Annotated in this window: 22 protein-coding genes, 1 tRNA gene and 2 pseudogenes; 21 read left to right on the top strand and 4 right to left on the bottom strand. The window is 60.0% G+C overall.

Features of this window, described 5'->3' with window-relative positions:
• Positions 1-233: 233 nt before the first annotated feature.
• From MF6394_RS06270 to MF6394_RS06180, 20 genes and pseudogenes are all read left to right on the top strand, one after another.
• Positions 234-707, top strand: coding sequence for a Dps family protein (locus MF6394_RS06270; RefSeq protein ID WP_003193874.1), 474 nt, complete (start codon positions 234-236; stop codon positions 705-707).
• 179 nt (positions 708-886) lie between these two features.
• Positions 887-1,240: a ribbon-helix-helix domain-containing protein gene (locus MF6394_RS06265; protein ID WP_047711670.1), complete on the top strand. Its 354-nt coding sequence runs from the start codon at positions 887-889 to the stop codon at positions 1,238-1,240.
• A gap of 163 nt (positions 1,241-1,403) precedes the next feature.
• Positions 1,404-1,625: an FmdB family zinc ribbon protein gene (locus MF6394_RS06260; RefSeq protein WP_003193872.1), complete on the top strand. Its 222-nt coding sequence runs from the start codon at positions 1,404-1,406 to the stop codon at positions 1,623-1,625.
• 108 nt (positions 1,626-1,733) lie between these two features.
• On the top strand, positions 1,734-3,509 hold the full coding sequence (aspS, locus tag MF6394_RS06255) for an aspartate--tRNA ligase (protein WP_032895509.1): 1,776 nt from the start codon (positions 1,734-1,736) through the stop codon (positions 3,507-3,509).
• Positions 3,510-3,812: 303 nt separating this feature from the next.
• Positions 3,813-4,559 carry a YebC/PmpR family DNA-binding transcriptional regulator gene (locus MF6394_RS06250; protein WP_078466341.1) on the top strand — a complete coding sequence of 249 codons (747 nt, stop codon included), beginning with the start codon at positions 3,813-3,815 and terminating at the stop codon, positions 4,557-4,559.
• Between the two features lie 171 nt (positions 4,560-4,730).
• Positions 4,731-5,255 carry a crossover junction endodeoxyribonuclease RuvC gene (ruvC, locus tag MF6394_RS06245; protein ID WP_019821257.1) on the top strand — a complete coding sequence of 175 codons (525 nt, stop codon included), beginning with the start codon at positions 4,731-4,733 and terminating at the stop codon, positions 5,253-5,255.
• Positions 5,256-5,325: 70 nt separating this feature from the next.
• Positions 5,326-5,937, top strand: a complete 612-nt coding sequence (gene ruvA / locus MF6394_RS06240) for a Holliday junction branch migration protein RuvA (protein ID WP_003193868.1) — start codon at positions 5,326-5,328, stop codon at positions 5,935-5,937.
• Complete coding sequence (ruvB, locus tag MF6394_RS06235; RefSeq protein ID WP_003193867.1) at positions 5,938-6,996, top strand: Holliday junction branch migration DNA helicase RuvB; 1,059 nt, start codon at positions 5,938-5,940, stop codon at positions 6,994-6,996. It begins immediately after the preceding gene.
• Between the two features lie 18 nt (positions 6,997-7,014).
• A pseudogene (locus tag MF6394_RS35135) lies at positions 7,015-7,101 on the top strand (outer membrane lipoprotein carrier protein LolA); the annotation flags it as partial.
• A 133-nt stretch (positions 7,102-7,234) separates the two neighbouring features.
• Positions 7,235-7,690 carry a tol-pal system-associated acyl-CoA thioesterase gene (ybgC, locus tag MF6394_RS06230; protein WP_003193866.1) on the top strand — a complete coding sequence of 152 codons (456 nt, stop codon included), beginning with the start codon at positions 7,235-7,237 and terminating at the stop codon, positions 7,688-7,690.
• Position 7,691: 1 nt separating this feature from the next.
• Entirely contained in the window at positions 7,692-8,387 is a 696-nt protein-coding gene (tolQ, locus tag MF6394_RS06225) for a protein TolQ (protein WP_003193865.1), read from the top strand.
• Between the two features lie 23 nt (positions 8,388-8,410).
• Entirely contained in the window at positions 8,411-8,863 is a 453-nt protein-coding gene (gene tolR, locus MF6394_RS06220; protein ID WP_161793227.1) for a protein TolR, read from the top strand.
• On the top strand, positions 8,863-9,936 hold the full coding sequence (tolA, locus tag MF6394_RS06215) for a cell envelope integrity protein TolA (protein WP_003193863.1): 1,074 nt from the start codon (positions 8,863-8,865) through the stop codon (positions 9,934-9,936). Before tolR ends, tolA begins: the two co-directional genes overlap by 1 nt.
• A 17-nt stretch (positions 9,937-9,953) precedes the next feature.
• On the top strand, positions 9,954-11,234 hold the full coding sequence (tolB, locus tag MF6394_RS06210; RefSeq protein ID WP_032874245.1) for a Tol-Pal system beta propeller repeat protein TolB: 1,281 nt from the start codon (positions 9,954-9,956) through the stop codon (positions 11,232-11,234).
• 55 nt (positions 11,235-11,289) lie between these two features.
• A complete protein-coding gene (gene pal / locus MF6394_RS06205) occupies positions 11,290-11,790 on the top strand; it encodes a peptidoglycan-associated lipoprotein Pal (protein ID WP_003193861.1) in 501 nt (166 codons plus the stop codon).
• A gap of 6 nt (positions 11,791-11,796) precedes the next feature.
• The gene (ybgF, locus tag MF6394_RS06200; protein ID WP_032895511.1) at positions 11,797-12,627 is read left to right on the top strand and encodes a tol-pal system protein YbgF; all 831 of its coding nucleotides are present in this window, start codon (positions 11,797-11,799) and stop codon (positions 12,625-12,627) included.
• Between the two features lie 164 nt (positions 12,628-12,791).
• Entirely contained in the window at positions 12,792-13,439 is a 648-nt protein-coding gene (queE, locus tag MF6394_RS06195; RefSeq protein ID WP_078466340.1) for a 7-carboxy-7-deazaguanine synthase QueE, read from the top strand.
• Between the two features lie 123 nt (positions 13,440-13,562).
• Positions 13,563-13,638 (top strand) — tRNA-Lys (locus MF6394_RS06190).
• Positions 13,639-14,222: 584 nt separating this feature from the next.
• Positions 14,223-15,065 (top strand): annotated as a pseudogene (locus tag MF6394_RS06185) (MFS transporter); the annotation flags it as partial.
• An 86-nt stretch (positions 15,066-15,151) separates the two neighbouring features.
• A complete protein-coding gene (locus MF6394_RS06180; protein ID WP_078466339.1) occupies positions 15,152-15,613 on the top strand; it encodes an SRPBCC family protein in 462 nt (153 codons plus the stop codon).
• A 144-nt stretch (positions 15,614-15,757) separates the two neighbouring features.
• Here MF6394_RS06180 and MF6394_RS06175 read toward each other — a convergent pair whose 3' ends face one another.
• On the bottom strand, positions 15,758-20,713 hold the full coding sequence (locus tag MF6394_RS06175) for a hemagglutinin repeat-containing protein (protein WP_078466338.1): 4,956 nt from the start codon (positions 20,711-20,713) through the stop codon (positions 15,758-15,760).
• A 106-nt stretch (positions 20,714-20,819) separates the two neighbouring features.
• Positions 20,820-22,535 (bottom strand): ShlB/FhaC/HecB family hemolysin secretion/activation protein, encoded by a 1,716-nt coding sequence (locus MF6394_RS06170; RefSeq protein ID WP_078466337.1) that lies wholly within the window; start codon positions 22,533-22,535, stop codon positions 20,820-20,822.
• A gap of 471 nt (positions 22,536-23,006) precedes the next feature.
• On the opposite strand from MF6394_RS06170, the gene nadA reads away from it, so the two are divergent.
• Positions 23,007-24,065: a quinolinate synthase NadA gene (gene nadA, locus MF6394_RS06165; RefSeq protein WP_003193840.1), complete on the top strand. Its 1,059-nt coding sequence runs from the start codon at positions 23,007-23,009 to the stop codon at positions 24,063-24,065.
• A 553-nt stretch (positions 24,066-24,618) separates the two neighbouring features.
• On the opposite strand, the gene MF6394_RS06160 is transcribed toward nadA, so the two are convergent.
• The gene (locus MF6394_RS06160) at positions 24,619-25,107 is read right to left on the bottom strand and encodes an RDD family protein (RefSeq protein ID WP_014719703.1); all 489 of its coding nucleotides are present in this window, start codon (positions 25,105-25,107) and stop codon (positions 24,619-24,621) included.
• 94 nt (positions 25,108-25,201) lie between these two features.
• Complete coding sequence (locus tag MF6394_RS06155) at positions 25,202-25,423, bottom strand: cold-shock protein (RefSeq protein ID WP_014719702.1); 222 nt, start codon at positions 25,421-25,423, stop codon at positions 25,202-25,204.
• Positions 25,424-25,772 lie beyond the last annotated feature (349 nt).

The raw sequence follows: 25,772 nt of genomic DNA, 5'->3' as shown, positions 1-25,772 counted from the left end.
CACGGCCAGGGCATTTCTGCGTCAAACGCTTGTCCTAGACAGGTGCGGGATTTTTCATTGGCATGCCGAGACTCTTCCCACAGGTAAACAGGCTTGCCAAGTCAGATCCCGTAGGCGGTGCGGGGCGATTTGCCGCATGTCGCTCGGGTGTGTCGGGCTGCACATGGCGCACTCTCTTGCTAGAGTGGAGCTGCACCTGATCAATGAATGCTCGTCAATTGAAGGGGAAACACATGGCAATCGATATTGGTATCAGTGAAGAAGACCGTAAATCCATCGTCGACGGACTTTCCCGCCTGCTTTCCGATACCTATGTTCTGTATCTGAAGACCCACAATTTCCATTGGAACGTCACAGGCCCCATGTTTCGTACGCTGCACCTGATGTTCGAGGAGCAGTACAACGAGCTGGCGCTGGCAGTGGACTCCATTGCCGAGCGTATCCGTGCCCTGGGCTTCCCGGCGCCGGGTGCCTATTCGATTTACGCGCGCCTGTCTTCCATCAAGGAAGAAGAGGGTGTGCCGAGCGCCGAAGAGATGATCAAGCAGTTGGTGGCCGGACAGGAAGCGGTCACGCGTACTGCGCGAGGTATCTTCCCATTGCTCGACAAAGTCAGTGATGAGCCGACGGCGGACCTCTTGACCCAGCGTATGCAGGTTCACGAGAAAACCGCGTGGATGCTGCGCTCCCTGCTCGAAAACCAGTAACGGTTAAACCCAGGCGGCGCCTTGGGCGCTGCCTGCTGGTTTCCCTGCGCTTCCTGGCGTTGTCCTACGACTAACTACTCCCCGTCTTCTGGCTGCTCTGCGCTGGCTGCTGTTTTATAGGCCCATCGTCCAATGGGAGAAACCTGTTGGCTGCTGTTTGGCAATGGAGTGTCAGGTGTATGTCACGTGGAGTGGGTAAGGGAGTGATGGAAGCCTGTGGTTTTCACAAGATAAAAGTTGACCCTTTTTCGAAGGGGTTTGATATGGGACTGGCCAAGCCACTGTCCCGGTCGGTCAGGCTCAATGGGTTTTCTACCTGCCTGCGGCTTGAACAGATCTATTGGAACATCCTGACGGAAATCGCCAGGCTCAATACCTGTTCGGTCAGTGCGTTGTTGTCCTATGTCGACCGGGAAGTGCATTTGCGTTACGGAGGCGTGAAGAACTTCAGTGGGCTGGTGAGGGTGGTGTGCGTGGTCCACGTGCTCAAAGGCCGGGGCGCCCTCACGTCCGAGGACACGCTCGCGCAGTAGTCCCGTGGTCGGCCCGTCATCCTGGCGGGCCGGGCCCTGGGCACAAAGCCGGCTGCGCTGTGTTGATTTACCAGATATAATCCCGCGCTTTGCTGCGCATGCCGGGGCTTTATGCACAGGGCAGGGCGTGGCGCTGTAACGATCTGATCGCCGAGACATCTCCATGCCCATGTACGACTATCAATGCGCTTCCTGTGGTCATCAGTTGGAAGCCATTCAGAAGATCAGCGCCGCGCCGCTGGTCGATTGCCCTGCCTGCCAGGCACCTGAGTTGAAGAAGATGTTGTCCATGCCGGGCTTCCGCCTGAGCGGCAGCGGCTGGTACGAGACCGATTTCAAGACCGGCGCCAAGAAGAACCTGGCGGGCGGCGACAAAGCAGACTGAGTTGAACTCTACGCGCAGGCTCCTGCATTATCCGTCCCCTGCTTAACTGTACGGTGACGAGGCAGGCCTGCCACCGAATTTCGAATTACGAGAAGTGAAACCACGACCATGATGCGCAGCCACTATTGCGGCCAACTGAACGAGACCCTGGAAGGTCAGGAAATCACCCTTTGCGGATGGGTTCACCGTCGCCGCGACCACGGCGGGGTGATCTTCCTCGATATCCGTGACCGTGATGGTCTGGCCCAGGTGGTGTTCGACCCGGACCGCGCCGAGAGTTTTGCCGCCGCCGACCGCGTGCGCAGCGAATACGTGGTGAAGATCACCGGCAAGGTACGCCTGCGTCCGGCCGGTGCCGTGAACAAGAACATGGCGTCCGGCGGCATCGAAGTGCTGGGCTATGAGCTGGAAGTGCTGAACGAGTCGGAAACCCCGCCGTTCCCACTCAACGAATACTCCGATGTGGGCGAAGAAACCCGCCTGCGCTACCGCTTCCTGGACCTGCGTCGTCCGGAAATGGCCGAGAAGCTGCGCCTGCGTTCGCGCATGACCACCAGCATCCGCCGCTTCCTTGACGAAAACGGCTTCCTGGACGTCGAAACGCCGATCCTCACCCGGGCCACCCCGGAAGGCGCGCGTGACTACCTGGTACCGAGCCGTACCCACGCCGGCAGCTTCTTCGCCTTGCCGCAATCGCCACAGCTGTTCAAGCAACTGCTGATGGTGGCCGGCTTCGACCGTTACTACCAGATCGCCAAGTGCTTCCGTGACGAAGACCTGCGCGCTGACCGTCAGCCGGAATTCACCCAGATCGACATCGAGACCAGCTTCCTCGATGAAACAGAGATCATGGGCCTGACCGAACAAATGATCCGCAACCTGTTCAAGGAAGTGCTGGGCCTGGAGTTCGGCGAATTCCCGCACATGACCTTCGAAGAAGCCATGCGCCGCTACGGTTCCGACAAGCCAGACCTGCGTAACCCGCTGGAACTGGTGGACGTGGCCGACCAGCTCAAGGACGTCGACTTCAAGGTGTTCAGCGGCCCGGCCAACGACCCTAAATGCCGTATCGCCGCCCTGCGCGTGCCTGGCGGCGCGAGCATGCCGCGCAAGCAGATCGACGACTACACCAAGTTCGTCGGCATCTACGGTGCCAAGGGCCTGGCGTACATCAAGGTCAACGAGCGCGCCAACGGCGTCGACGGCCTGCAATCGCCGATCGTGAAAAACATCCCTGAAGCCAACCTGAACACGATCCTTGATCGCGTCGGTGCGGTTGACGGCGACATCGTGTTCTTCGGCGCCGACAAGGCCAAGATCGTCAGCGAAGCCCTGGGCGCGCTGCGTATCAAGCTCGGTCACGACCTGAACCTGCTGACCTGCGAATGGGCACCGATGTGGGTTGTGGACTTCCCGATGTTCGAAGAGAACGACGACGGCAGCTTCAGCGCCTTGCACCACCCGTTCACCGCTCCGAAGTGCTCCCCGCAGGAGCTGGAAGCCAACCCTGCCGGCGCGCTGTCCCGTGCCTACGACATGGTGCTCAACGGTACTGAGCTGGGTGGCGGTTCGATCCGTATCCACCGCAAAGAGATGCAGCAAGCGGTATTCCGCCTGCTGGGCATCAACGAAGCGGAACAGGAAGAGAAATTCGGCTTCCTGCTCGACGCCCTGAAATACGGCGCACCGCCGCACGGTGGTTTGGCGTTCGGCCTGGACCGTCTGGTAATGCTGATGACCGGCGCCCAGTCGATCCGTGAAGTGATCGCCTTCCCGAAAACCCAGAGCGCTGCGGACGTCATGACCCAGGCGCCAGGTGTGGTGGATGCCAAGGCCTTGCGCGAGTTGCACATCCGCCTGCGTGAGACGCCGAAGGCTGAGTAAGGCTGCTGCGTGAAAGCGCGATAAAGTGGTAGGCAGTCAACAAGGCGCATCTTCGGATGCGCCTTTGCGTTTAAAAGAGGGAAATCTCGCCTGGGGCGTAATGGCGTTCAGTTAAGGCTTTTTGTAGGAGCGAGCTTGCTCGCGAAAAACTCACAGGCGCCGCGTTCAATCAGGAAGCACGCGTTATCATTGACGTTTTTCGCGAGCAAGCTCGCTCCTACAGAGGGCGATATACGCTTAACTGAACGGCATTACGCCGGGAGGCGGGATTGATAAGGTTTCTAGAGAATTCGGAGTTGTGTTATGGCTGGCCATTCCAAGTGGGCGAACATCAAGCACCGCAAAGAGCGTCAGGATGCCAAGAAGGGCAAGATCTTCACCAAGTGGATTCGCGAACTGACCGTCGCTGCCCGTCAGGGCGGCGGTGACCCAGGCTCCAACCCGCGTCTGCGCCTGGCGCTGGACAAGGCGTTGGGCGCGAACATGAGCCGCGACATTATTGACCGCGCCGTGGCCCGTGGTGCCGGTGCGGCCGATACTGACGACATGGTCGAGCTGACCTACGAAGGCTACGGCCCGGGCGGCGTGGCGGTGATGGTCGAATGCATGACCGACAACCGCAACCGTACCGCGGCAGCCGTACGCCATGCGTTCAGCAAATGCGGTGGCAACCTCGGCACGGATGGTTCGGTGGCCTACCTGTTTGAACGCAAGGGGCAGATCACCTTCGCACCGGGCACCGATGAAGACGCGCTGATGGAAGCTGCGATGGAAGCGGACGCCGACGACGTGGTCACCAATGAAGACGGCTCCATCGACGTGTTTACCTCGTTCGCCAGCTTCTATGCCGTGCGTAATGCCCTGGAAGCCGCTGGTTTCAACGGCACCGACGCGGAAATCGTGATGCTGCCGACCACCAGTGCCGAGCTGGACCTGGAGGGGGCGCAGAAGGTGCTGAAGCTGCTGGACATGCTTGAAGACCTGGATGATGTGCAGAATGTGTATTCGAATGCCGACATCCCTGAGTCTGTGGCCGAACAGCTCACTTAAGAACGATGAATATCCACTGTGGGAGCTGGCTTGCCTGCGATAGCATCACCTCGATTTGACAGAAGCACCGAGGTGCCCGCATCGCAGGCAAGCCAGCTCCCACAGGGGTTCTGTGCTGTTACACAAATGTGTGCCTGGCACATACCGTTGTAAATCCAACCCGCAGGCGTTATGACTTTAATCCTAGGTATCGACCCCGGTTCGCGCATCACCGGTTTTGGCGTGGTGCAGCAAACCCCACGCGGCTGTGTGTACGTCGCCTCGGGCTGCATCCGCACCGGTGCCGGCGAGTTGGCCGAGCGGCTGCAGATCGTTTATCGCGGCGTGCGTGAAGTCATCCAGACCTACGGCCCGGTCACCATGGGCATCGAAAAAGTGTTCATGGCCAAGAATGCCGACTCGGCGTTGAAGCTTGGCCAAGCCCGTGGCGCCGCTATCGTGGCGGGTGCCGAGGAGGGCATGGAGATCGCTGAATACACCGCGACCCAGGTCAAGCAGGCCGTGGTCGGTACCGGTGGTGCCAATAAGGAGCAGGTGCAGATGATGGTGATGCACATGCTCAAGCTCACTTCAAAGCCGCAGATCGACGCCTCGGACGCCCTGGCCATCGCCATTTGCCATGCGCACACCCGTTCCAGCCTGCTGCCTCACGGCTTGGGCGCAGCACGTAGTCGTGGCGGGCGCCTGCGTCTCTGATAGCATCAGCGCAATCGTTATTTTTGCGGTCAGGCCTTGAACTGACCCCCAAGCTTTAAGGATCTGAACCGTGATTGGACGCTTGCGCGGCACCCTGGCTGAGAAACAGCCGCCGCACCTGATTCTGGATGTGAATGGGTTGGGTTATGAGCTGGAAGTGCCCATGACCACCCTGTATCGCCTGCCGTCGGTCGGCGAGCCGATAACCTTGCACACGCATTTGGTGGTGCGTGAAGACGCGCAACTACTCTATGGTTTCATCGGCAAGCGCGACCGCGATTTCTTCCGCGAGCTGATTCGTCTCAATGGCGTGGGGCCCAAATTGGCCCTGGCCTTGATGTCGAGCCTGGAAGTGGATGAATTGGTGCGTGCCGTATCCGCCCAGGACACCTCGGCCCTGACCAAGGTGCCGGGAGTGGGCAAGAAGACCGCCGAGCGCTTGCTGGTCGAGCTCAAGGACCGCTTCAAAGCCTGGGAGGTGGTACCGAGCATGTTCGCCCTGGTACCGAACCAGCCGGATATGCCGGCGGCCCAGGTTGCCAGCGCCGAAAGCGATGCGGTCAATGCGCTGATCTCCCTGGGCTACAAGCCCCAGGAAGCCAGCAAGGCCGTATCGGCCATCAAGGACAAGAACCTGAGCGCTGAAGACATGATTCGCCGTGCCCTGAAGGGAATGATTTAAGTGATTGAAGCCGATCGTCTGATCGCGGCCACCGGCCCGCGTGACCGTGAAGAAGTCCAGGACCGGGCCATCCGCCCGCTGAGCCTGGCCGAATACATCGGCCAGCCCACCGTGCGCGAGCAGATGGAGCTGTTTATCCAGGCCGCGCGCGGGCGCAGTGAGTCTTTGGACCACACCTTGATCTTCGGCCCGCCGGGGTTGGGCAAGACCACCCTGGCCAATATTATCGCCCAGGAAATGGGCGTGTCGATCAAGTCCACCTCCGGCCCGGTGCTGGAACGGCCGGGTGACCTGGCAGCGCTGCTGACCAATCTTGAACCCCATGACGTGCTGTTTATCGACGAAATCCATCGCTTGTCGCCGATTGTCGAGGAAGTGCTGTACCCGGCCATGGAAGACTTCCAGCTCGACATCATGATTGGCGAAGGCCCGGCAGCCCGCTCGATCAAGCTCGACCTGCCGCCATTCACCCTGGTGGGCGCGACCACCCGTGCGGGCATGCTGACCAACCCGCTGCGAGACCGTTTCGGTATTGTTCAACGTCTAGAGTTCTATAGCACCGCCGATCTGGCGACCATTGTCAGCCGTTCGGCGAGTATCCTTGGCTTGCCCCTGGACCCGGAAGGCGCCTTTGAAATCGCTCGACGTGCTCGTGGCACGCCGCGAATCGCCAACCGCCTGCTGCGCCGCGTGCGCGACTTTGCCGAGGTGCGCGCCAAGGGCCACATCACCAAGGCCGTGGCGGACTTGGCCTTGAACCTGCTGGATGTGGACGAGCATGGCTTCGATCACCAGGATCGACGCCTACTTTTGACCATGATCGAGAAATTCGACGGTGGCCCGGTCGGCGTGGACAGCCTGGCCGCGGCCATCAGTGAAGAGCGCCATACCATTGAGGATGTGCTGGAGCCGTACCTGATCCAGCAGGGCTACATCATGCGAACCCCGCGGGGCAGGGTGGTGACGCGCCATGCTTATTTGCACTTTGGGCTAAACATTCCGTCACGATTGGGAGAGATGCCCGTGGTAGACGAATTCCTCGATGCAGTAGACGATTAAAAAATTGCAGGAGCGAGCTTGCTCGCGAAAAACGCCAACGATAACGCGGTATGTCTGGTTATACGTGGCGCGCTCAGGTTCTTCGCGAGCAAGCTCGCTCCTACAGGGTATTTGTCATGTGGGGTGATTTATCCGAGCTTTGTGCTGTCCCAGTGTCTGGCGTCGTCATTTGAAAGCGTTCAGGAATGAAAAAACAGTTGCCCAGCCAATTGGCAACCTGAGGAGTAAGCACTAGAGTATGCGCGCGCAAAACGGGGATCAGTCGTTCGCACATCGCTGTCGCGTTTATTACGAGGACACCGATGCCGGCGGCATCGTTTATTACGTCAATTACCTGAAATTCATGGAACGGGCTCGAACCGAGCGGCTGCGGGAGTTGGGTTTTGCCCAGTCCGAGCTGGTAGGCGAGGACCTGTTATTCGTCGTGCATTCCAGCGAGGCGCGTTACCACGCACCGGCGCGACTGGACGACGAATTGCTGGTCAGTGCCGAAGTCATCGAATTGAACCGTGCCAGCCTGCGTTTCAAACAGCAGGTCAGGCGGGCCACGGATGCAACGCTGCTCTGTGAGGGGCAGTTCCTGGTGGCGTGTGTGCGCACCAACAGCTTGAAACCTCGGGCCATTCCCGAAACTCTACGTGCGGCCTTTGCCGCCGTGAGCGGCGCGGGTCAACAATCAAAGCAGGAGATTTAGCGTGGAACCTACCGTCGTCGACCATTCCTCCATGTGGAGCCTGGTCAGCAATGCCAGTGTCGTGGTTCAACTGGTCATGCTGACCCTGGTAGCCGCATCGGTTACCTCTTGGGTCATGATTTTTCAGCGCAGCAACATGCTGCGTGCCGGTCGACGTGCCCTGGAGAGCTTTGAAGAGCGCTTCTGGTCGGGTATCGACCTGTCCAAGCTGTACCGCCAGGCCGGCAGCAACCCGGACCCGGACTCGGGCGTCGAGCAGATCTTCCGTGCCGGCTTCAAGGAATTCTCCCGTCTGCGCCAGCAGCCTGGTGTAGACCCGGAAGCGGTGATGGAAGGCGTGGCCCGTGCCATGCGCGTGGCCATCTCCCGCGAAGAAGAGAAACTTGAGCAGGGCCTGCCGTTCCTCGCCACCGTGGGTTCCGTCAGCCCGTACATCGGCCTGTTCGGTACCGTATGGGGCATCATGAACTCCTTCCGCGGCCTGGCCCAGGCGCAGCAAGCCACACTGGCCACCGTGGCCCCGGGTATTGCCGAAGCCTTGATCGCCACCGCGATCGGCCTGTTCGCCGCTATCCCCGCAGTAATCGCCTACAACCGTTTTGCCGCCACCAGCGAAACCTTGATCGGCCGTTACTACACCTTCGCCGATGAATTCCAGGCGATCCTGCACCGTAAAGTGCACACCAGCGAAGAATAAGCAGGTAATTCCCAATGGCTTTAATCGCTCGAGCTCGCAAAAAGCGCAAGCCGGTCGCCGAGATGAACGTAGTGCCCTACATCGACGTGATGCTGGTACTGCTGGTGATCTTCATGGTGACCGCGCCGATGCTCAACCAGGGCGTGAAGGTTGATCTGCCCAAGGTTTCCAGTGAAGCCTTGCCGCAGGACAACAACACTCAGGTCCTGACCATTTCGATCAAGGCTGACAAGACCTATTACTGGAACCTTGGCAGCGAAGTCGACACGCAAAAGCAGCAGGACAAGGCCCTGACCTTGCCGGCCATGACCGATGCGGTGACCAAGATCATTCGCTCCGGCAACGAAGGCGGCAAGCACACCCAGGTGTTTATCCGGGGCGACAAATCGGTCGACTACGGCTCCGTCATGGGTGCCATGGGCGGGCTGCAGAAGGCCGGCGTCGGTAACGTTGGCTTGATTACCGAGGCGCCCTGATGCAGCAACAGCGAGAGCCGTCCGCCTCGGAAAGCTACTTCTGGCCTGGCGTGTGGGCAATTGCCCTGCACGTCCTGGTGTTCGGCATGCTGTTCGTCAGCTTTGCCATGACGCCGGACCTGCCGCCAGCCAAGCCGATCGTGCAGGCGACCCTGTATCAGCTGAAATCGAAAAGCCAGGCCACCACCCAGACCAATCAGAAGATTGCGGGTGAGGCCCAGAAGTCGGCCGCGCGCCAGACTGAAGTCGAGCAGATGGAACAGAAGAAGGTCGAGCAGGAAGCGGTGAAGGCTGCTGCGGAACAAAAGAAAGAAGAGGCGGCTCAAAAGGCCGAGGAATCGAAAAAGGCTGACGAAGCCAAGAAGGCCGACGAGGCGAAAAAGGCTGATGAAGCCAAGAAAGCCGAGAAAGCTGCCGAAGCGAAAAAGGCCGAAGAGAAACAATTGGCTGATATAGCCAAGAAGAAATCGGAAGAAGAAGCCAAGAAGGCTGCCGAAGAAGAGGCCAAGAAAAAGGCCGCTGAAGAAGCCAAGAAAAAGATCGTCGAAGACGCGAAGAAGAAAGCCGCCGAAGACGCCAAGAAAAAAGCTGAAGCAGACGAGGCGAAGAAGAAAGTCGCCGACGAAGCGAAGAAGAAAGCTGCCGCCGACGCTTCCAAGAAGAAGGCCCAGGAAGCAGCGCGCAAATCCGCCGAAGAGAAAAAGGCCCAGGCCCTGGCAGATTTGCTTTCCGACACGCCGCAGCGTCAGCAAGCCTTGGCCGATGAGCGTGGCGATGAAGTCGCGGGCAGTTTCGACGACCTGATACGGGCGAGGGCAGCAGAAGGTTGGACACGCCCACCTTCGGCACGTAAAGGCATGACAGTAGTGCTGCAGATCGGCATGTTGCCGGACGGTACGGTGACTTCGGTCAGCGTGGCCAAGTCCAGTGGTGACGGTTCGTTCGACAGTTCGGCGGTTGCCGCGGTCAAGAACATTGGCCGGTTGACCGAGATGCAGGGAATGAAACCAAGTGACTTCGCTCCCTATCGTTCATTCAAGATGACATTCACACCTGAGGATCTAGCCTTGTGAGAAACCTTCTTCGAGGAATGCTTGTCGTTATTTGCTGTATGGCAGGGATAGCGGCGGCAGATGAAAAGAACATCCTGGTAACCAGCGGCAGTGATCGGGCCACCCCGATTGCAGTCGTGCCGTTCGGTTGGCAGGGCGGCAGCGTGCTGCCGGACGACATGGCCCAGATCGTCAGCGACGACCTGCGTAACTCCGGTTACTACGCGCCGATTCCAAAAGGCAACATGATCAGCCAGCCAACCCAGGCCAGCGAAGTCATCTTCCGTGACTGGAAGGCGGTCGGTGCCCAGTACCTCATGGTCGGCAGCATCACGCCGGCCGGCGGTCGCCTGCAGATCCAGTACACGTTGTTCAACGTGGCCACCGAGCAGCAGGTTCTGACCGGCAGCGTATCGGGTACCGCCGAGCAACTGCGCGACATGGCCCACTACATCTCGGACCAGTCGTTTGAAAAACTCACCGGTATCAAAGGGGCGTTCTCGACGCGCCTGCTGTATGTCACGGCTGAGCGTTTCTCTGTAGACAACACCCGCTACACCCTGCAGCGTTCGGACTATGACGGTGCACGTGCAGTGACTTTGCTGCAGTCCCGTGAGCCAATCCTGTCGCCGCGCTTTGCGCCGGACGGCAAGCGTATTGCCTACGTATCGTTCGAACAGCGTCGCCCGCGTATCTTTGTGCAGCACATCGATACTGGCCGTCGTGAGCAGATCACCAACTTCGAAGGCCTCAACGGTGCGCCAGCCTGGTCGCCGGATGGTTCACGCCTGGCTTTCGTGCTGTCCAAGGACGGCAACCCGGATATCTACGTGATGAACATGGCCTCGCGTCAGCTCTCGCGCGTGACCAGCGGCCCGGGCATCAACACCGAACCGTTCTGGGGTAAGGATGGTTCGACCATCTACTTCACCTCCGACCGTGGCGGCAAGCCTCAGGTCTACAAGGCAAATGTGAACGGCGGCGGTGCGGAACGTGTGACCTTTATTGGTAACTACAACGCCAACCCCAAGCTTTCGGCCGATGAAAAGACGTTGGTGATGATTCACCGTCAGGATGGTTTCACTAATTTCCGGGTTGCGGCCCAGGATTTGCAGCGCGGAACCGTAAAAATCCTTACAGATACCAACCTTGATGAGTCAGCCACTGTTGCGCCCAACGGCACCATGGTAATCTACGCCACCCGCCAGCAGGGCCGGGGAGTCTTGATGCTCGTGTCCATCAATGGACGCGTAAGGCTCCCACTTCCTACCGCACAAGGCGAAGTCAGAGAACCATCCTGGTCCCCTTACCTGAACTGACGCGGCGCTACAAAAAGAAGTACTTAACACACTGGGGTTCATTAGGAGTTTCACGATGGAAATGCTGAAGTTTGGTAAGTTTGCTGCTCTGGCTCTGGCTCTGTCCGTAGCCGTTGGTTGCTCCTCTAAAGGCGGCGACAATGCCGGTGAAGGCGCAGCTGTTGATCCAAACGCTGGTTACGGCGCCAACACTGGTGCGGTCGACGGCTCCCTGAGCGAAGAAGCTGCTCTGCGCGCTATCACCACTTTCTACTTCGAATACGACAGTTCGGACCTGAAGCCAGAAGCCATGCGCGCTCTGGACGTTCACGCCAAGGACCTGAAAGCTAACGGCGCTCGCGTTGTTCTGGAAGGTAACACTGACGCCCGTGGTACTCGTGAGTACAACATGGCTCTGGGCGAGCGTCGTGCGAAAGCCGTTCAGCGCTACCTGGTACTGCAAGGTGTTGCTCCAGGCCAACTGGAACTGGTTTCCTACGGTAAAGAGCGTCCAGTTGCAACTGGCAACGACGAACAGTCGTGGGCTCAGAACCGTCGCGTCGAACTGCGTAAGTAATTCGTCATGCGAACGTGCCGTCGTGCTCTAACTGTATTGGCTCTCAGCTTCGCACCGCTTGCGGTGTGGGCTGCGGTTCCTGTAACGGATAGCAACTCAGGCTATAACAATAGCGGGAGCAGTTATCCGCCAGCAGGTTATGGCACGAACGGCGCCTATGCGGGGGGAGCGGCTACGTCCGCTCCCTCGGCACAGGGCGAGCTGTTCAACCAGCTGCAACGCATGCAGGATCAATTGGCGCAGCAACAAGGCACCATTGAAGTTCTGCAAAATGAAGTGCGTCAGCTGAAGCAAGAAGGCCTGGAGCGATACCAGGATCTTGATCGTCGTATTGGAGCCGGTGTTGCACCTGCCGCTACTCCTGATAATTCTTCTGCCGGTGGCGCACCCAGTGCCGCTGCCGGTGGCGCCGCAGCGGGGGTCGCTGCTGCCGCCCCTGCTGCGAGCAGCGAGCCGGGTGATCCAGCGAAGGAAAAACTGTATTACGATGCAGCCTTCGACCTGATCAAGGCCAAGGATTTCGATAAAGCCAGCCAGGCTTTTACCGCTTTCCTGCGCAAATACCCTAACAGCCAATACGCGGGCAATGCCCAGTACTGGCTGGGTGAGGTCAACCTGGCAAAGGGTGATTTGCAAGCAGCGGGCCAGGCTTTTGCCAAGGTCAGCCAGCTGTACCCCAAGCATGCCAAGGTTCCGGATTCGCTGTACAAACTCGCTGATGTAGAACGCCGCCTGGGTCATACCGACAAGGTCAAAGGCATTCTGCAGCAGGTGGTTGCCCAGTATCCGGGTACCTCCGCGGCGCAGTTGGCCCAGCGGGACCTGCAACGCTTGTAAGCCATGCAGCCCGTTTAGAAGAAACCCGCGCTTGTCGCGGGTTTTTTCGTTAGAATCCACGCCCTTTTATGAAACACGCTTCCTGGGGTTGACGCGTTGGCGCAATCCCTTGAAGTGCCTGACGGAGGCGGACAGCCTGTTTAGCTGTTACGCCCGTGGCGACTATGCAAGACACATTACGTATTACCGAAGTCTTTTACTCGTTGCAGGGTGAAACGCGCACTGCTGGCCTGCCCACTGTCTTTGTACGGTTGACCGGCTGCCCATTGCGCTGCCAATACTGTGACAGCGCCTACGCCTTCAGTGGCGGCACCGTGCGCACCCTCGACGACATCCTGGAGCAGGTTGCCAGCTACCGGCCACGCTACGTCTGCGTGACGGGCGGCGAGCCCTTGGCGCAACCCAACGCCATCCCCTTGCTCAAGCAACTGTGTGACGCCGGCTACGAGGTCTCACTGGAAACCAGCGGCGCCCTGGACATCTCTGCGGTCGATTCGCGCGTCAGCCGCGTCGTCGACCTCAAGACCCCGGACTCCAAGGAAGCCCACCGCAACCGCTACGAGAACATCGACTTGCTGACGGCCAACGATCAGGTCAAGTTCGTCATCTGTTCCCGCGACGACTATGACTGGGCCACTTCCAAGCTGATCCAGTATGGCCTGGAGCGCCGTGCGGGCGAGGTACTGTTCTCGCCCAGCCACCACGACCTGAATGCGCGGGAGCTGGCCGACTGGGTAGTGGCGGACAACCTGCCGGTGCGCCTGCAATTGCAGCTGCACAAGTACCTGTGGAACGACGAGCCAGGGCGCTGATCAGGCGGCTGCGAGAGGCGTGTTACCCACCGAATTACCGTTCAAATGCGTTTTTTCTGATTTATTTAAAATAAGGTGTTGAATAATCCTTAGAAATCAGTATTATACGCGCCACCACACAGCGGGTCGTTAGCTCAGTTGGTAGAGCAGTTGGCTTTTAACCAATTGGTCGTAGGTTCGAATCCCACACGACCCACCATTTTTGGCGGTTTAGAAAATCCGGAAGGCCCACGTAAGTGAGGATTTCCGGGTTTTTTTTTTGCCTGAAATAAGGTCAAAGTGCGGATTGGAAAGGTGTGCACCGATACCGAACGTTTCCTACAACCAGCTCACCGGTAAATGCGGCATTGTAAGAACTCCTGCGCCGTCTCGGTCGCTTGTTTGTATACGCCTGCGCTGCGTCGATCTCGGTTCGAGAGCGCCTGTTGTCGGCGGTCGCGGCCAAACTGTTGCTGAGCTGAGAGAGTTGGCGATGCTCTTGGCCTAGCATGCCAGCCAGGACAGCGGTTGTACGGGGGGGGCGTGTTGGGTTCATGGGGGCTTAACGCGAAAGCGAGGATACCCTCCCAAACGGCCATATTGAACGCAGCAGCAAATGAGTTATTCACACGAATCGGAACTGGCAGGCCATAGAGTCAATTGCGTCAATTCAAGTACGCCTTTTCGCTGGAGGCTAAGCTTCATTGGACCCCGCACAGCTACCCTAACGCCATCTATGTGCATGCAAAAATGCCTGCAACCAAGCAATCGCTTCTGCATCCCGCAATGGGGGCGCCAAACTCGATCGTGTGGATGTCGCTGATCGCCGGCGTGGCCCTAGTGTACTTCGTGCTGTCGCAGTTGTATGGCAGTCGCTCCTTCATCAACCTGCGCCTGCTCAAGAGCTACAACTTCGGCGTGGCCAGCGCAGCGATGTTCATCTTTGGCGCGGCCACCTTCGGCCTGGTGTTCCTGGTGCCCAATTACCTGTCTCAGTTGCAGGGCTACAACGCCCGGGAGATTGGCATCAGCCTGATCGCCTACGGCATGGTGCAACTGGTACTGGCGCCGTTTATGCCACGCCTGATGCAGTGGCTCAACCCGAAACTGATGGTCGCCAGCGGCTTCTTCATCATGGCCCTGGGGTGCTACCTCGGCGCGCACCTGGACGTGGACAGCGCCGCCAACGTGATTATTCCTTCCACTGTGGTGCGGGGCATCGGCCAGCCGCTGATCATGGTGGCGCTTTCCGTGCTGGCGGTGTCTGGCCTGGCCAAGGATGAGGCCGGCTCGGCCTCGGCCTTGTTCTCCATGCTGCGTAACCTGGGTGGTGCCGTGGGCACGGCGGGTCTGACGCAGATCGTGGCCATGCGCGAGCGCTTTCATTCTGAGCGGGTAGGGGAGTCGATCACGCTGTTTTCCCCCTCCTTGCAGGAACGCCTGCGCGCCAGCATGGCCGACAGCGAGGCTTTCATCTTCAACCCGTTATTACCCGCTCAACAGCAGGTGATCAACGGCTTGATCCACACCGTGCGGCGCGAGGCGTACCTGATGGCCTACAGCGATGCGTTCTACGTGGCCTGTGTCGCGTTGATCGTGTGCGGTGTCGCGGCCCTGGCATTACGGCAGTCAGCCAAAAACGCATAACCACGCCAAGCAGGTGTTGAATGTGTACAGCTCACTGCGTTGGGTAGGCGCCCACTATCCGCCCCCCGGAAAAAAGGAGCTCTCTTATGCAACAACCCGATACCCTGGTTCGTAACCCAGTCGGCAACCCTGTCGTCGCCAGCGTCAGCGTGAACGGCGATGCTCGCAGCGTGTGGAATGTGGTCGGCGATTTCGCCGGTTTCGCGAAGTTTATTCCGGCCTTGTCTCATATCGAGATGACCGGCGAGGGCGTGCGTTCGGTACGCAAGAAGTTGTTCAAGGACGGCAACGTGGTGATTGAGCAACTCAACAGTCATGACGATCAAGCCATGACCATGACCTGGTCGCTGATTTACACCTCCCTGAACATTGGCAACCTGTGGGCGCTGATGGAGGTGGTGCCCCAAGGCCCGACCCAGAGCCTGGCGACCTGGACCATCATTGGCCAGCCCTACGCGGACGGCCAGGAAGACGTACCGGCGTTCGAAGCCTTCCTGCAAGGCTTTGCCGATGACGCGATGAAGAACCTACAGGCACTCTTCAACTGACGGGCACGCTGAAAATGTGCCTAGGTGTAGGAGCGAGCTTGCTCGCGAAAAATCCGAGGACGCCGCGTACTCTGAGCATGCCAGCGTCATCGTTGACGTTCTTCGCGAGCAAGCTCGCTCCTACAGTGGGGTGGGCATTACCCTTTAGTTGATGGCCTGATCAATCCCCGCCTGCAAGGCCTGGCTTTCACTGTGCCCACCCGCGCGCAGCGGGCCCAGGTTGAAGGCTTGGTCCTTGCGCGTGGCGTCGTCATGTTTCTGGGTCAATTCATCCTTGGCACCCAGGGCCAGGTTGACCGGTGACGTCGAAACGTTCAGCCCGACATCGGCACGGTAGTCACTGCCGGCCAGTGTGGTTGCGGTGACCTTGGAGCCACCCAGCTCGACCTTGCCATTGGGCGCACTGATCCGCGCGCCCGTGAGCTGCGTATCACCCTTGACCTGCAGGTTGACGCCCTGGCTTGCGCGAATGCCTGACGCCTGGGTGACGCTGTCTTTGACCACATGGCTGACATCCAGATACAGGGTCGGGGTGTAGCTGGTGTTGCCGCTCTTGTCGCCGAACAACACGCTTTCGGCGGTATTGGCTACCTTGCTGCCGGTGGTGTCTTTACCACTGACGGTGTAGCTGTCGCTGGTTTTTGGCCAGACCTTATCCTTGAAGCCAGACAGGCGCGTGCCCAGGGCATCGGTCTTGTCTGCCAGGTAAGCCTTGGCTTTGTCCACGCGAGTACCGAAGGCGCCACGGGGTTCTGGGTTCACGTCGTAGCTGCCACTGCGGGTGAGTTTTTCGCCCAGGCGTTCCTTGGCATTGACCACGCTGTTGACCACGCTGTCCTTGGCCGAAGCCAGGTGCCCGGTGCCCTTGTCGACGACGTTCTCCAGCTTGTCGCGATGCTTGTCGAACGCGCCTTCAGCCTTGGCTTTTACCTTGTCCTTGAGCGGGCCGGTGGTTTTGGCCAGTTTATCCACCACCCCCGGCTGGTTCTTCTCGACATCCAGCCTGGCGTCGACATTCACCTGGGTGCTGTTGACGTGGTCCTTGCGGCTTTCGACGACGAGGTCGCCGCCCACCGTGCCGCTCACCTTGTCGGCGTCGATACGCGCTCCGGCCAGATGGGTATCGCCGGCACTGTTGAGGGTGACGTCACCCGCCGTGATCACGCTGTTGTGCTGCGTGGTGCCTTGCAAGTGATCCACATCGACCTTGGCCCGCGCATTGATGCCGCGCTGGGTCTTGGGTGTCTCATGTTCACCGGCGTCGGCCAGGGTGGTTTTGCCGACGCTGCCCCCTGCGCCCAGGGTCACGCCCCAGTTGTTATGGGTTTGGGTCGATTGTGCGGACTCTTGCAGGATGCCGCCGTTTTGCGCGTCCAGGCTAACGCTGGCTGCGCTGACCTGGGTGCCCTGCAAGTGGATGGCATCGGTTGCATCAGCGCCGCTGGCGAGGCTGACCTTGCCGCTGCTGTGCAACTGCCCGACGACGGCGCTCTGGTCGTTTTCTGCCACTTTGCCAATGTTGAAGTTGGCGCTGAGGCTGCCGGTCTTGCTGCTGCTTTCGGCGCTGCTGGTCTTGCCGGCGCCGAGGGTCAGGCCGCCGCCCAGGTTGCTGCCATTGCTGACGTGGCTGTCGGTGGCGGCTTGCAGGTTCAGCTTGCCGCCGGCACTGAGGCTGATATCGCCAGCCTTCGCGCCCGTGCTGCCGATCTGCGTGCCTTGCAGGGTCATGTCAGCGCCACTGCTGAGCTGCACGGGGCCGCTGCCCCGGATGGTCGCGACCTGGGCTTGGCTGTCCTGGGTGTCCAGGCGCTTGTTATCCAGCTGCACACCGGCACCGAGGTCGACGTTGCTGCCATTGGCGCCGGGTGCGGTGCCCACCGTCAGTGAGCCGTTGCCGCGCAGCGTGCTGCTGTTTTTGCTCTGGGTGTCGGTGGCCTGGTTGAGCGCCAGCTCACCGCCGGTCTTGAGGTTGACCCCGGCCTGGCCGCCGTCGAACTGGCTGCCTTCATAACGGGCATCGCCCTTGGCCTCGATGCTCACGCCTTGGCTGGCCACATAGCTACCGACTACTGCTGTGCGGGTGGATTTGCGCACATCGCTGCTGCCGCCCAGGCCGCTGCCGCGCACGTTCACGTCTTCACCGGTGGTGGTGTAGACCCGCAGGCCAGCCTTGGCGTCCACGCTTTGCTCGCTGCTGCTGTGGGTGTTGGCCGCTGCCGTGGCAAGGTGCTCGCCGGCCTTGATGTTCAGCCCGCCCTCGGTGGCGCGGTACTGGGTGCCCTCGTCCTGCAACGTGCCGGCTGCATTGACCTGTACCGTGGCGCCACTGAACTGGCTGACCACGGCGGTGCTGTCCTGCGTTGTGCCGGTTTTGTTCGTGTGGCCGACTTCCACATCCAGGCCGACATTGGGTTGCTCGAACGCGTCCAGCAAACCGGGCTGATGGAACTTGGCCTGGGCCACACCCTCGACGGCTTTTTCAATCGGGCGGGTAATGCCTTTGTATTCCACATTGGCGCCGACGTCGGCGGTCCAGCCGTTTTCCTTGTGGGTGCTGGTCTCGGTGGAATGGGCGGCCTGGTTGTTAATCTGGCCAGCGTTGACCTGCAGCTCGGCGCCGGCCTTGGCCTGTGCACCCTCGCTGGTGAAGGTGTTGCCAGCGTTGATGGTCAGCTTGCCGGTCGCGGCCACGGCGCTGGTTTGCGCGGTGGTTTTTTCAGTGGTGTCTTGGCTGCTTTGGTGGCTGAACTGAGCGCCACTGCCTGCGCGATCAATGCCGCCGGTGTAGTAGAAACTGCCGCCGGTGGTGGTTTCGTCGACGGCTTCTGTGCGCTTGTCGTGGGCGGCCAACAGCTCGACGTTCTTGCCGCTGACGGTGGCATCGCCTGCGGTTGCCTTGAGGCCCGAACCCTGGATGCTCACATCGCCACCGGCTTTTACCACGACGCTGCCGCCCTTGAGGCTGGAAGCCTGCTGCTCGGTGGTGTCTGTCGTGCGGGTTTGCTGCTGGTCTTCATAGCTCAAGCCCGCACGGTACTGGCGGCTGACACCCTCGGTTTCCTTGGCGTAGCCATCGAAGCCACGGGTATGGGGGCGGGTGGTGTCATGGGTGGTGTTCTCGGCGGCAACGACCTTGACATCGCCTTTGGCATCCGCCTGCAGTTCGCCGCCAGCCGACACCTGCGAGCCACTGACGCGGATGTCCTGAGCGCTTTGCAGCTTGAGGTTGCTGTCCGAGCGCAGGTCGCTGGCGACCACGGTGCTGTCCTTGAGGTTCTTGCGGCTTTCATCCTTGGAGATGCCGAAGAACTTGCTGTCATTGCTGTAGCGGTTGTCGTGGGAGGTGTCCTGCACGCCGTCGATCACCAGCGAACCTTTGTCGCTGATGACACTGGCCTGCTTGCCGCCCCGGGCCTGGCTGCCGCTGATGCGCACGTCGTCGGCCTTGACGATCAGCTTGCCATCGGCGTTGACCTTGCTGCCGGTGTTCGACGTCTTGCCCTGGTTGCCGTCGCCGTTCTTGCCGAAGAAGCTGCCGCCGGTGAGGTCGCCGGAGTAGGCGTTGTCGCGGCTGCTCTGGGTACGGCTGGCGCTGGTGATTTCCACCTGCCGGGCGGCCAGTTGAATATCGCCGGGGGTTTTCAGCTCGGCGCCTTGCAATTGCAGCTTCTGTTGGCTGGTCAGCTCCAGTGTCTTTCCGGCCTTGAGGCTGCTGGTGATGCTGCGTTGTTCGCTGCTGGATTTATCCCAGTTGGCTTTCCACAGGTGCTTGCGATGGTTGCCCTGGTCGCGGGTTTCATGGGTTTCGGTGGCGGCGTTAACGTGCAGGTCGGCACCGCTGTCGACGCGCAGGGTGTTGCCCGCTTCCACATGGCTGGCTTTGATCTCGGTGTTGGCGCCGGAAGACAGCGCGGCATCCTGTTGCGCCACGACCTTGTTGCCGTGCTGGCGCGAGTCTTTGTCGGTGGTGGTGCGGTCGTAGGTTTCGTAGGTGAACAGGAAGTTGCTGTTGTTCCACTGCTCACGCTTTTCCTGGAGCTTGCGGCTTTCCAGGCTGCTGAGGGTCAGGTTGCGGCTGGCGTCGAGTTTGACGTTGCGCCCGCTGACGTCGGTGGCGGCCAGGTTCAAGTCCTTGGCACTGTGCAAGTCGATATCGCCCTGGCGGCTGTGCACGCCAGCGCGGGTGGCGTCGAGGCTGTCGGCACGCACCTGGCCGCTGATGTCGAGGTCACCGGCCGAACTGATCTTCACCCCGTCAGTGCCTTGCACCTGCACGCCGCCCACGCGCACACCGGCGCCTTCGGCGGTGCTGATGATGTTGATGCGCCCGGCCTGCATGGCGCCGAACAGGCGCGCGTCGATGCGTTGGTCCTGGGTCTTGCTGGCCGGGTCCACCTGGCGCACTTGCCCGCTGGCGAAGTCGACCTGATTGCGGCCCACCGTGAGGTTCAATTGATCGCGAGCACTGAGGCGACCTTCGCTGTCGATGCGCGGCGCGATCAGGTTGATGGAACCTTCACGGTTTTGCAGGCCCTGGCCTTGCACTGTCAGTTGGCCGTTGGCATCGCGGGTGCTCAAGGCTTGCAGCTTGCCGTCGTTGAGTTCGGGGCGGCCGACCACCAGGTTGGCATTGGGCGTGTTGATGAAACTGCCGCCATTCACCGAAATGCCGTTAGGGTTGGCCAGCACGTAATCGGCCGCCTGGCCGAAAATCTCCTGGGCGCCGTTGAGGGTCGAGGCGTTGCGGCTGATCACTTCGTTGAGGATCACGCTCGCCGCCTGGCCCTGGAACTGCGGGTTGGCCGCCAGCTGCCCGGCGAGTTGGGATTGGCCAGCCTGCAAGGCGTTGTTCAACACCACACCCTGGCGGTCGACGTTGTAGTCCAGGAACTGGTTATGGGACAGGCCACCGGCATTCGGCGCGACGATGTTGACGATGGGCACGCCACCCTGGTTTTGCAGTTGCGGCGTGCCGCCAGGCCCTTCGACGACGGTCAAGCCTGCGGCGAGCGCGAGCTGCGGCAGCAGGAACAGGCTGGCGATGGCCCAGCGCAGTTTGCCCTGGGGTGAAAGGTGGAAGCTGTGTGGAGTAGTCGGCATAAATAATCTCGCTCTGTGTTGGCTGATCCACCACGCGCGTTGTTCGTTGCAACGCTGCTGGGGTGGTCAGGTACGGCGGTGACTCAGGCTAAAAACAGGTGTTGGCTCATATCTGTACGCTAAGGCGCGTCAGCCAGACCTCCGGCTCCTGGCGAAAACCCGTGGGGGTGTTGAGGTTGCGTTGGTAATCGACGTCGAGCTGCACGTTCTTCCAGCTCAGGTTGAGCCCCGCGCTGGCGCCGCTCAGGCGTTGGCTCTGGGCGCCGTGTTCGTGTTTGACCCAGCCGTTGTCCAGGCCCAGGCGCGGGGTGAGTTTCACCGGCAAGTCAGTGTTGAGTGGCAGGCGCAAGGTGTTGCGCCATACCGCGCCAATGGCACCGGAACTACTGTTTTCGCGGTAGCCGCGCACAGCCGAGTCATCGGTAATCAGCAGTTGTTCGATGGCGGGCAATGCATCCGGGCTGTACTGCACCGACAATTGGCTTTGCCACTGCCACGGCTGCGCTGCCCATTGGCCGTTGCGCCATTGGGTGAGGTTGGCGCGGTACTTTTGAAACTGCGCCTTGGGCCGGTTTTTCTGCACTTGGTCGGCATCCCGGTCGGCGCCGAACCAGGTCAGGCCCTGGGCGTAGTTGACGTCCAGGTTCCACACCGCGCTGTTGAGCCAGAACAGGTTCAGGCCCGCTTCGGCCACGGTGAGCGTGGGGCTCTGGATGTCCAGGTGTACCTTCTGCAGGTAGCTGTCGACGTCTTTGTAGGCCAGCTGCAGGTTGGCGCTCAGTTGATGGCCCTGGTCGCGCCACAGCACGCGGTCGCTGCGCAGGCTGACCTGATCGGTGCGGCCACTGTTGTAAAACGTGGTGCGGCTGAGCTTGAACGGCGAGCGGTACTCGGCATGGCTGGCGAACAGGCTGTAGGTCCAGTAGCCGTAGGGGATGGAATAAAACAGGCTGTGGCTGCGGCTGTAGCGCGGCCCATGGTTGAGCGTGTCGCTGAAGCTCAGGTTGAGCGAGTCGTTGATTTGCAGCGGGCTGTCCAGGCTCAAGTTGATGGCATTGCGATCACGCCCGGTGCCAGCGCTGCCGAGGTTATCCACCCCCAGGCCCAGGGCCCAGCGCGAGGCACTGCTGCGCGAGCGCAGGATGATGCGCGACGCGCCCGCCGTGCTGCCTGGGGCGATGTCGGCGGTGAGGTCCACCGAGCGCAGGCGGTTGAGCTGGTCCAGGCCCTGTTCAAGGTCTCGCAGGTTCAGAGGTTTGCCGAGCATCCCGGGGAATGCCCCGCCTAATGAAACGGGCAGGCTCTGGTCGGCCAGTTCGATGGCTTCCAGGTAGCCTTCTTCGACGTGAATATCCAGCGGTTGCCCGGCGGCGGGCGCACTGATCAGGTAGGGGCGGCCGGCGATATAACCGGCCTCGACATACAGCCGGGTGATCTCGGCCAGCAGGCGGTTGATCTGCGTGACGCCCATGCAAGGCGCCACGTAGGGCTCGATATGTTTATTCAACTGGGCACGGCTGAACAGCGTGACCCCGGCCAGGCGCGTACCGCTCAAGGGCCAGCAGTGTTCATCCTTGGCGATGTCCGGGGGCAAGGCCGGTGTGGCCGCTGGTGTACCGAAGCTGCCACGTTGCATCTGGCGTTGGCGCTGCTCCAGTTGTAATTGCTGCAGGTCGCGTTGCTGTTGCTGCTGCAAGCGCAGGGCTTCCTGGCCTGGCTGCGGCGCCTCGGCGCCAGCCACGGGCAGCGCCCACAAGCAGAGCAGGGCGATGCCCAGGTTCCGGGTACAACACAAGTGTCCGGTTGAGAGCAGGTTTGGCACTCGACATCCTTAACGTAGAAATACACACGATCCATACCGTCTGAGCCAACGTTGAACTCAGCGGTAATTGCCCTACTTGAGTGAGTGGTCGACGGTTTGTTACATCGCTGTAGGATTTATTACACAAGACGTAAGAAAAATCGCGTAATTCAGTGCATAAATGCACAAATTTAGTGCGCGCCGGGGTGAGGGGACCTGATATTCCTGATTTTTCAGAGGCCGGAGAGGGGCCGGGGCGGTTTTGATTGTTGTGCGAGCGTCACCTAATCGGCGTTTCACGGCCAGGGATTGAGCACTTTGCCTGGTCACCAGATTAGGCTTTTGAATCCATTGGATATTCTGTAGCCTTGCGCAGCTTTAGCTTTACCCGTGCTTGATGAACAAAAACACTTCGTCCGGCGGCGCCCGAAGGGCTCCGGAGCCGGTGGTACACTCGACTTTCGCGCTACTGCGCCTGCAGGTCTTGCGAACATGACGCACATTTCCGAACGCCTACTGGTTCAAGCCCACCTCGACGCCAAGCAGCCCAAGGTGCTCAGCGCTGCCGAAGAGGCGAGCCTGCGAACCGCCATTGCCGCCGAGCTCAAGGCTCAGGACGCGGTGCTGGTTGCCCACTTTTATTGCGACCCGGTGATTCAGGCCCTGGCCGAAGAAACCGGTGGCTGTGTTTCCGATTCCCTGGAGATGGCCCGCTTCGGCGCTGCCCACCCGGCCAAGACCGTACTGGTAGCCGGCGTGCGCTTCATGGGCGAGACCGCCAAGATCCTCACGCCGGAAAAACGCATCCTGATGCCGACCCTGGAAGCCACCTGCTCCCTGGACCTGGGTTGCCCTGTGGATGAGTTTTCTGCGTTCTGCGATCAACACCCCGAGCGCACCGTGGTGGTGTATGCCAACACCTCGGCGGCGGTCAAAGCCCGGGCGGATTGGGTGGTGACTTCCAGCTGCGCGCTGGAAATCGTCGAGAGCCTGATGGACAACGGCGAGACCATTATCTGGGGCCCGGACAAGCACCTGGGCACTTACATCCAGCGTCAGACCGGCGCCGATATGCTGTTGTGGGACGGTGCCTGCATCGTCCACGAAGAGTTCAAGTCCAAGCAGCTTGAAGACATGAAAGCGCTGTACCCGGATGCGGCGATCCTTGTGCACCCGGAGTCACCGACCTCGGTGATCGAACTGGCGGACGCAGTGGGCTCCACCAGCCAACTGATCGCCGCTGCGCAACGCTTGCCGAACAAGACTTTTATCGTCGCCACCGACCGCGGTATCTTCTACAAGATGCAGCAGCTGTGCCCGGACAAAGTCTTCGTCGAAGCGCCCACCGCCGGTAACGGCGCAGCCTGCCGCAGTTGCGCGCACTGCCCGTGGATGGCGATGAATACGCTGGAGCGTACGCTGCAGTGTTTGCGTGAGGGCAGCAATGAGATCTTCGTGGAACCGGCGGTGATTCCGCAGGCGGTACGGCCGCTCAAGCGCATGCTCGACTTTACCCAGGCTGCACGGTTGAAACTGGCCGGCAACGCCTGATCTGAGACTGAGCACTGATCAAAATTTGGGAGGCTTGCCTGCGATAGCCATAGGTATCTACACAACGTTGTAGCCTGTAGCAGCCGACGGTAACCACGATGCGAAGCGAGCCGCTCTTGATCTTGATCTGCTTTTGATTTTAGGCGCCCCGTTAAACCACGCTGGCCGGAATTCGACAGGGATTTGGGGGGTAAACCGGCAGGGATGCCGGTTTAGCCGCCCCGCGCCATGGATGGCGCGTGGCGGCGGCCCCCCAAATCACTGGCGGATTACGGGCACACCGAGCCTGGGCGAGGTGCCGAGTGGTGGGGCAAGAGCGTTTTGCTTACTTTTGCGCTGTTCAAAAGTGAGCCGCCGTCAGGGCGGAACCCTAAGCGGCCGTTACCGCAGCAATGAATATGTACCCAATCCAACTGTGTTGACTGCCAGGCCGCCTTGCGAGCAAGCCCGCTCCCACAGTTTTGACCGCGGAGTGTCAGGTAGAGAAGTGTCGGCTGGTAGGCCGCCATCGCAGGCAAGCCAGCTCCCACAGTTGATCTGCGATGCGCTTGAGTTATTTCTTTGGCTTCGGGATCCGCACCAATTGCGTATCCGAATAGATGTCATGCCAGCTGCGCTTGTGTTTATCAAACAACGACCAGATAAACCCCAACCCCACGCACAACCACGACGCTATCGACACCACAAAACGCAACAATGCCTGCCACAGGCTGATCCGTGACCCGTCGGCGTTTTGCACGCGCACGCCCCACACCTGCATGCCTAGGGTTTGTCCCGAATGGGTCCAGAACTTGGCAAAGAACCCAAACAGCACGAACAGCAGCAGAGTCGACAGCAACGGGTCACCGTCCAGCGCGCCGGACTCGGTGAGCGTGCGCATCTTCGCTTCGCCCACGAAGGCGATCCACACCAGCTTGTAGATAAACGCTGTGACGATCAGCAAGGCAGTGCACAACAGGAAATCGTAGAACATCGCTGCCAGGCGGCGGCCCAGGCCAACGGCGGGGAACTCGCCCTGGGGGCTCAAGAGGGGTTTGGACATGGCAGGGCTCTCTGGAGAAAGCACGCAGTTTACGCAATGGCGCCCATAAAAAAGCCCCTGATGTCATATCAGGGGCTTTTTGTCGCAGGAAGGATCAGCCTTCTGCTTGGACTTCGTCAGCCTGCAGGCCTTTCTGGCCTTGAACTGAAACGAAGGTGACCTTCTGGCCTTCCTTCAGGCTCTTGAAACCGTTGCCCTGGATAGCGCGGAAATGCACGAACAGATCCGGGCCGCTTTCAGGCGTGATAAAACCAAAGCCTTTTTCGTCGTTGAACCACTTGACGGTACCGCTCTGACGTCCACCTTTATCCGACATTTTCTTCTTTCCTTTGACGCTAAAAATTAATGACAGCCCCTTTCACACGAAAGAGTACTGGGCTGGGTTGCAGGAAAGTAAGAGACGTCGAACGGGTTGTAGCAAACTACTTGAGCTACTGCCCAGGTCCAGGTTCCAAGCGACCCATGCAAACACAGTGGGCAAACTCTACGCCAACTAATATGAAAAAAACAAGCCCTTGTGCAGGCCCTTGTTTTATTGGGTCTCATGACACTTTGTTGAATGTTCTGATACCGACTTATTCGATAGAGTTATTCACTTGTTATAGGACGTCAGCTATAAAAACGCCTATCGTGAATGCACTGTTTTATGGCGGTTGCGTTACAGT

Origin of the sequence: Pseudomonas sp. MF6394, from assembly GCF_002018845.1 — a bacterium.
Classification (GTDB): Bacteria; Pseudomonadota; Gammaproteobacteria; order Pseudomonadales; family Pseudomonadaceae; genus Aquipseudomonas; species Aquipseudomonas lactis.
The sequence above is the reverse complement of the archived record's forward strand: the minus strand, read 5'-3'. Positions and strand labels throughout refer to the sequence as shown.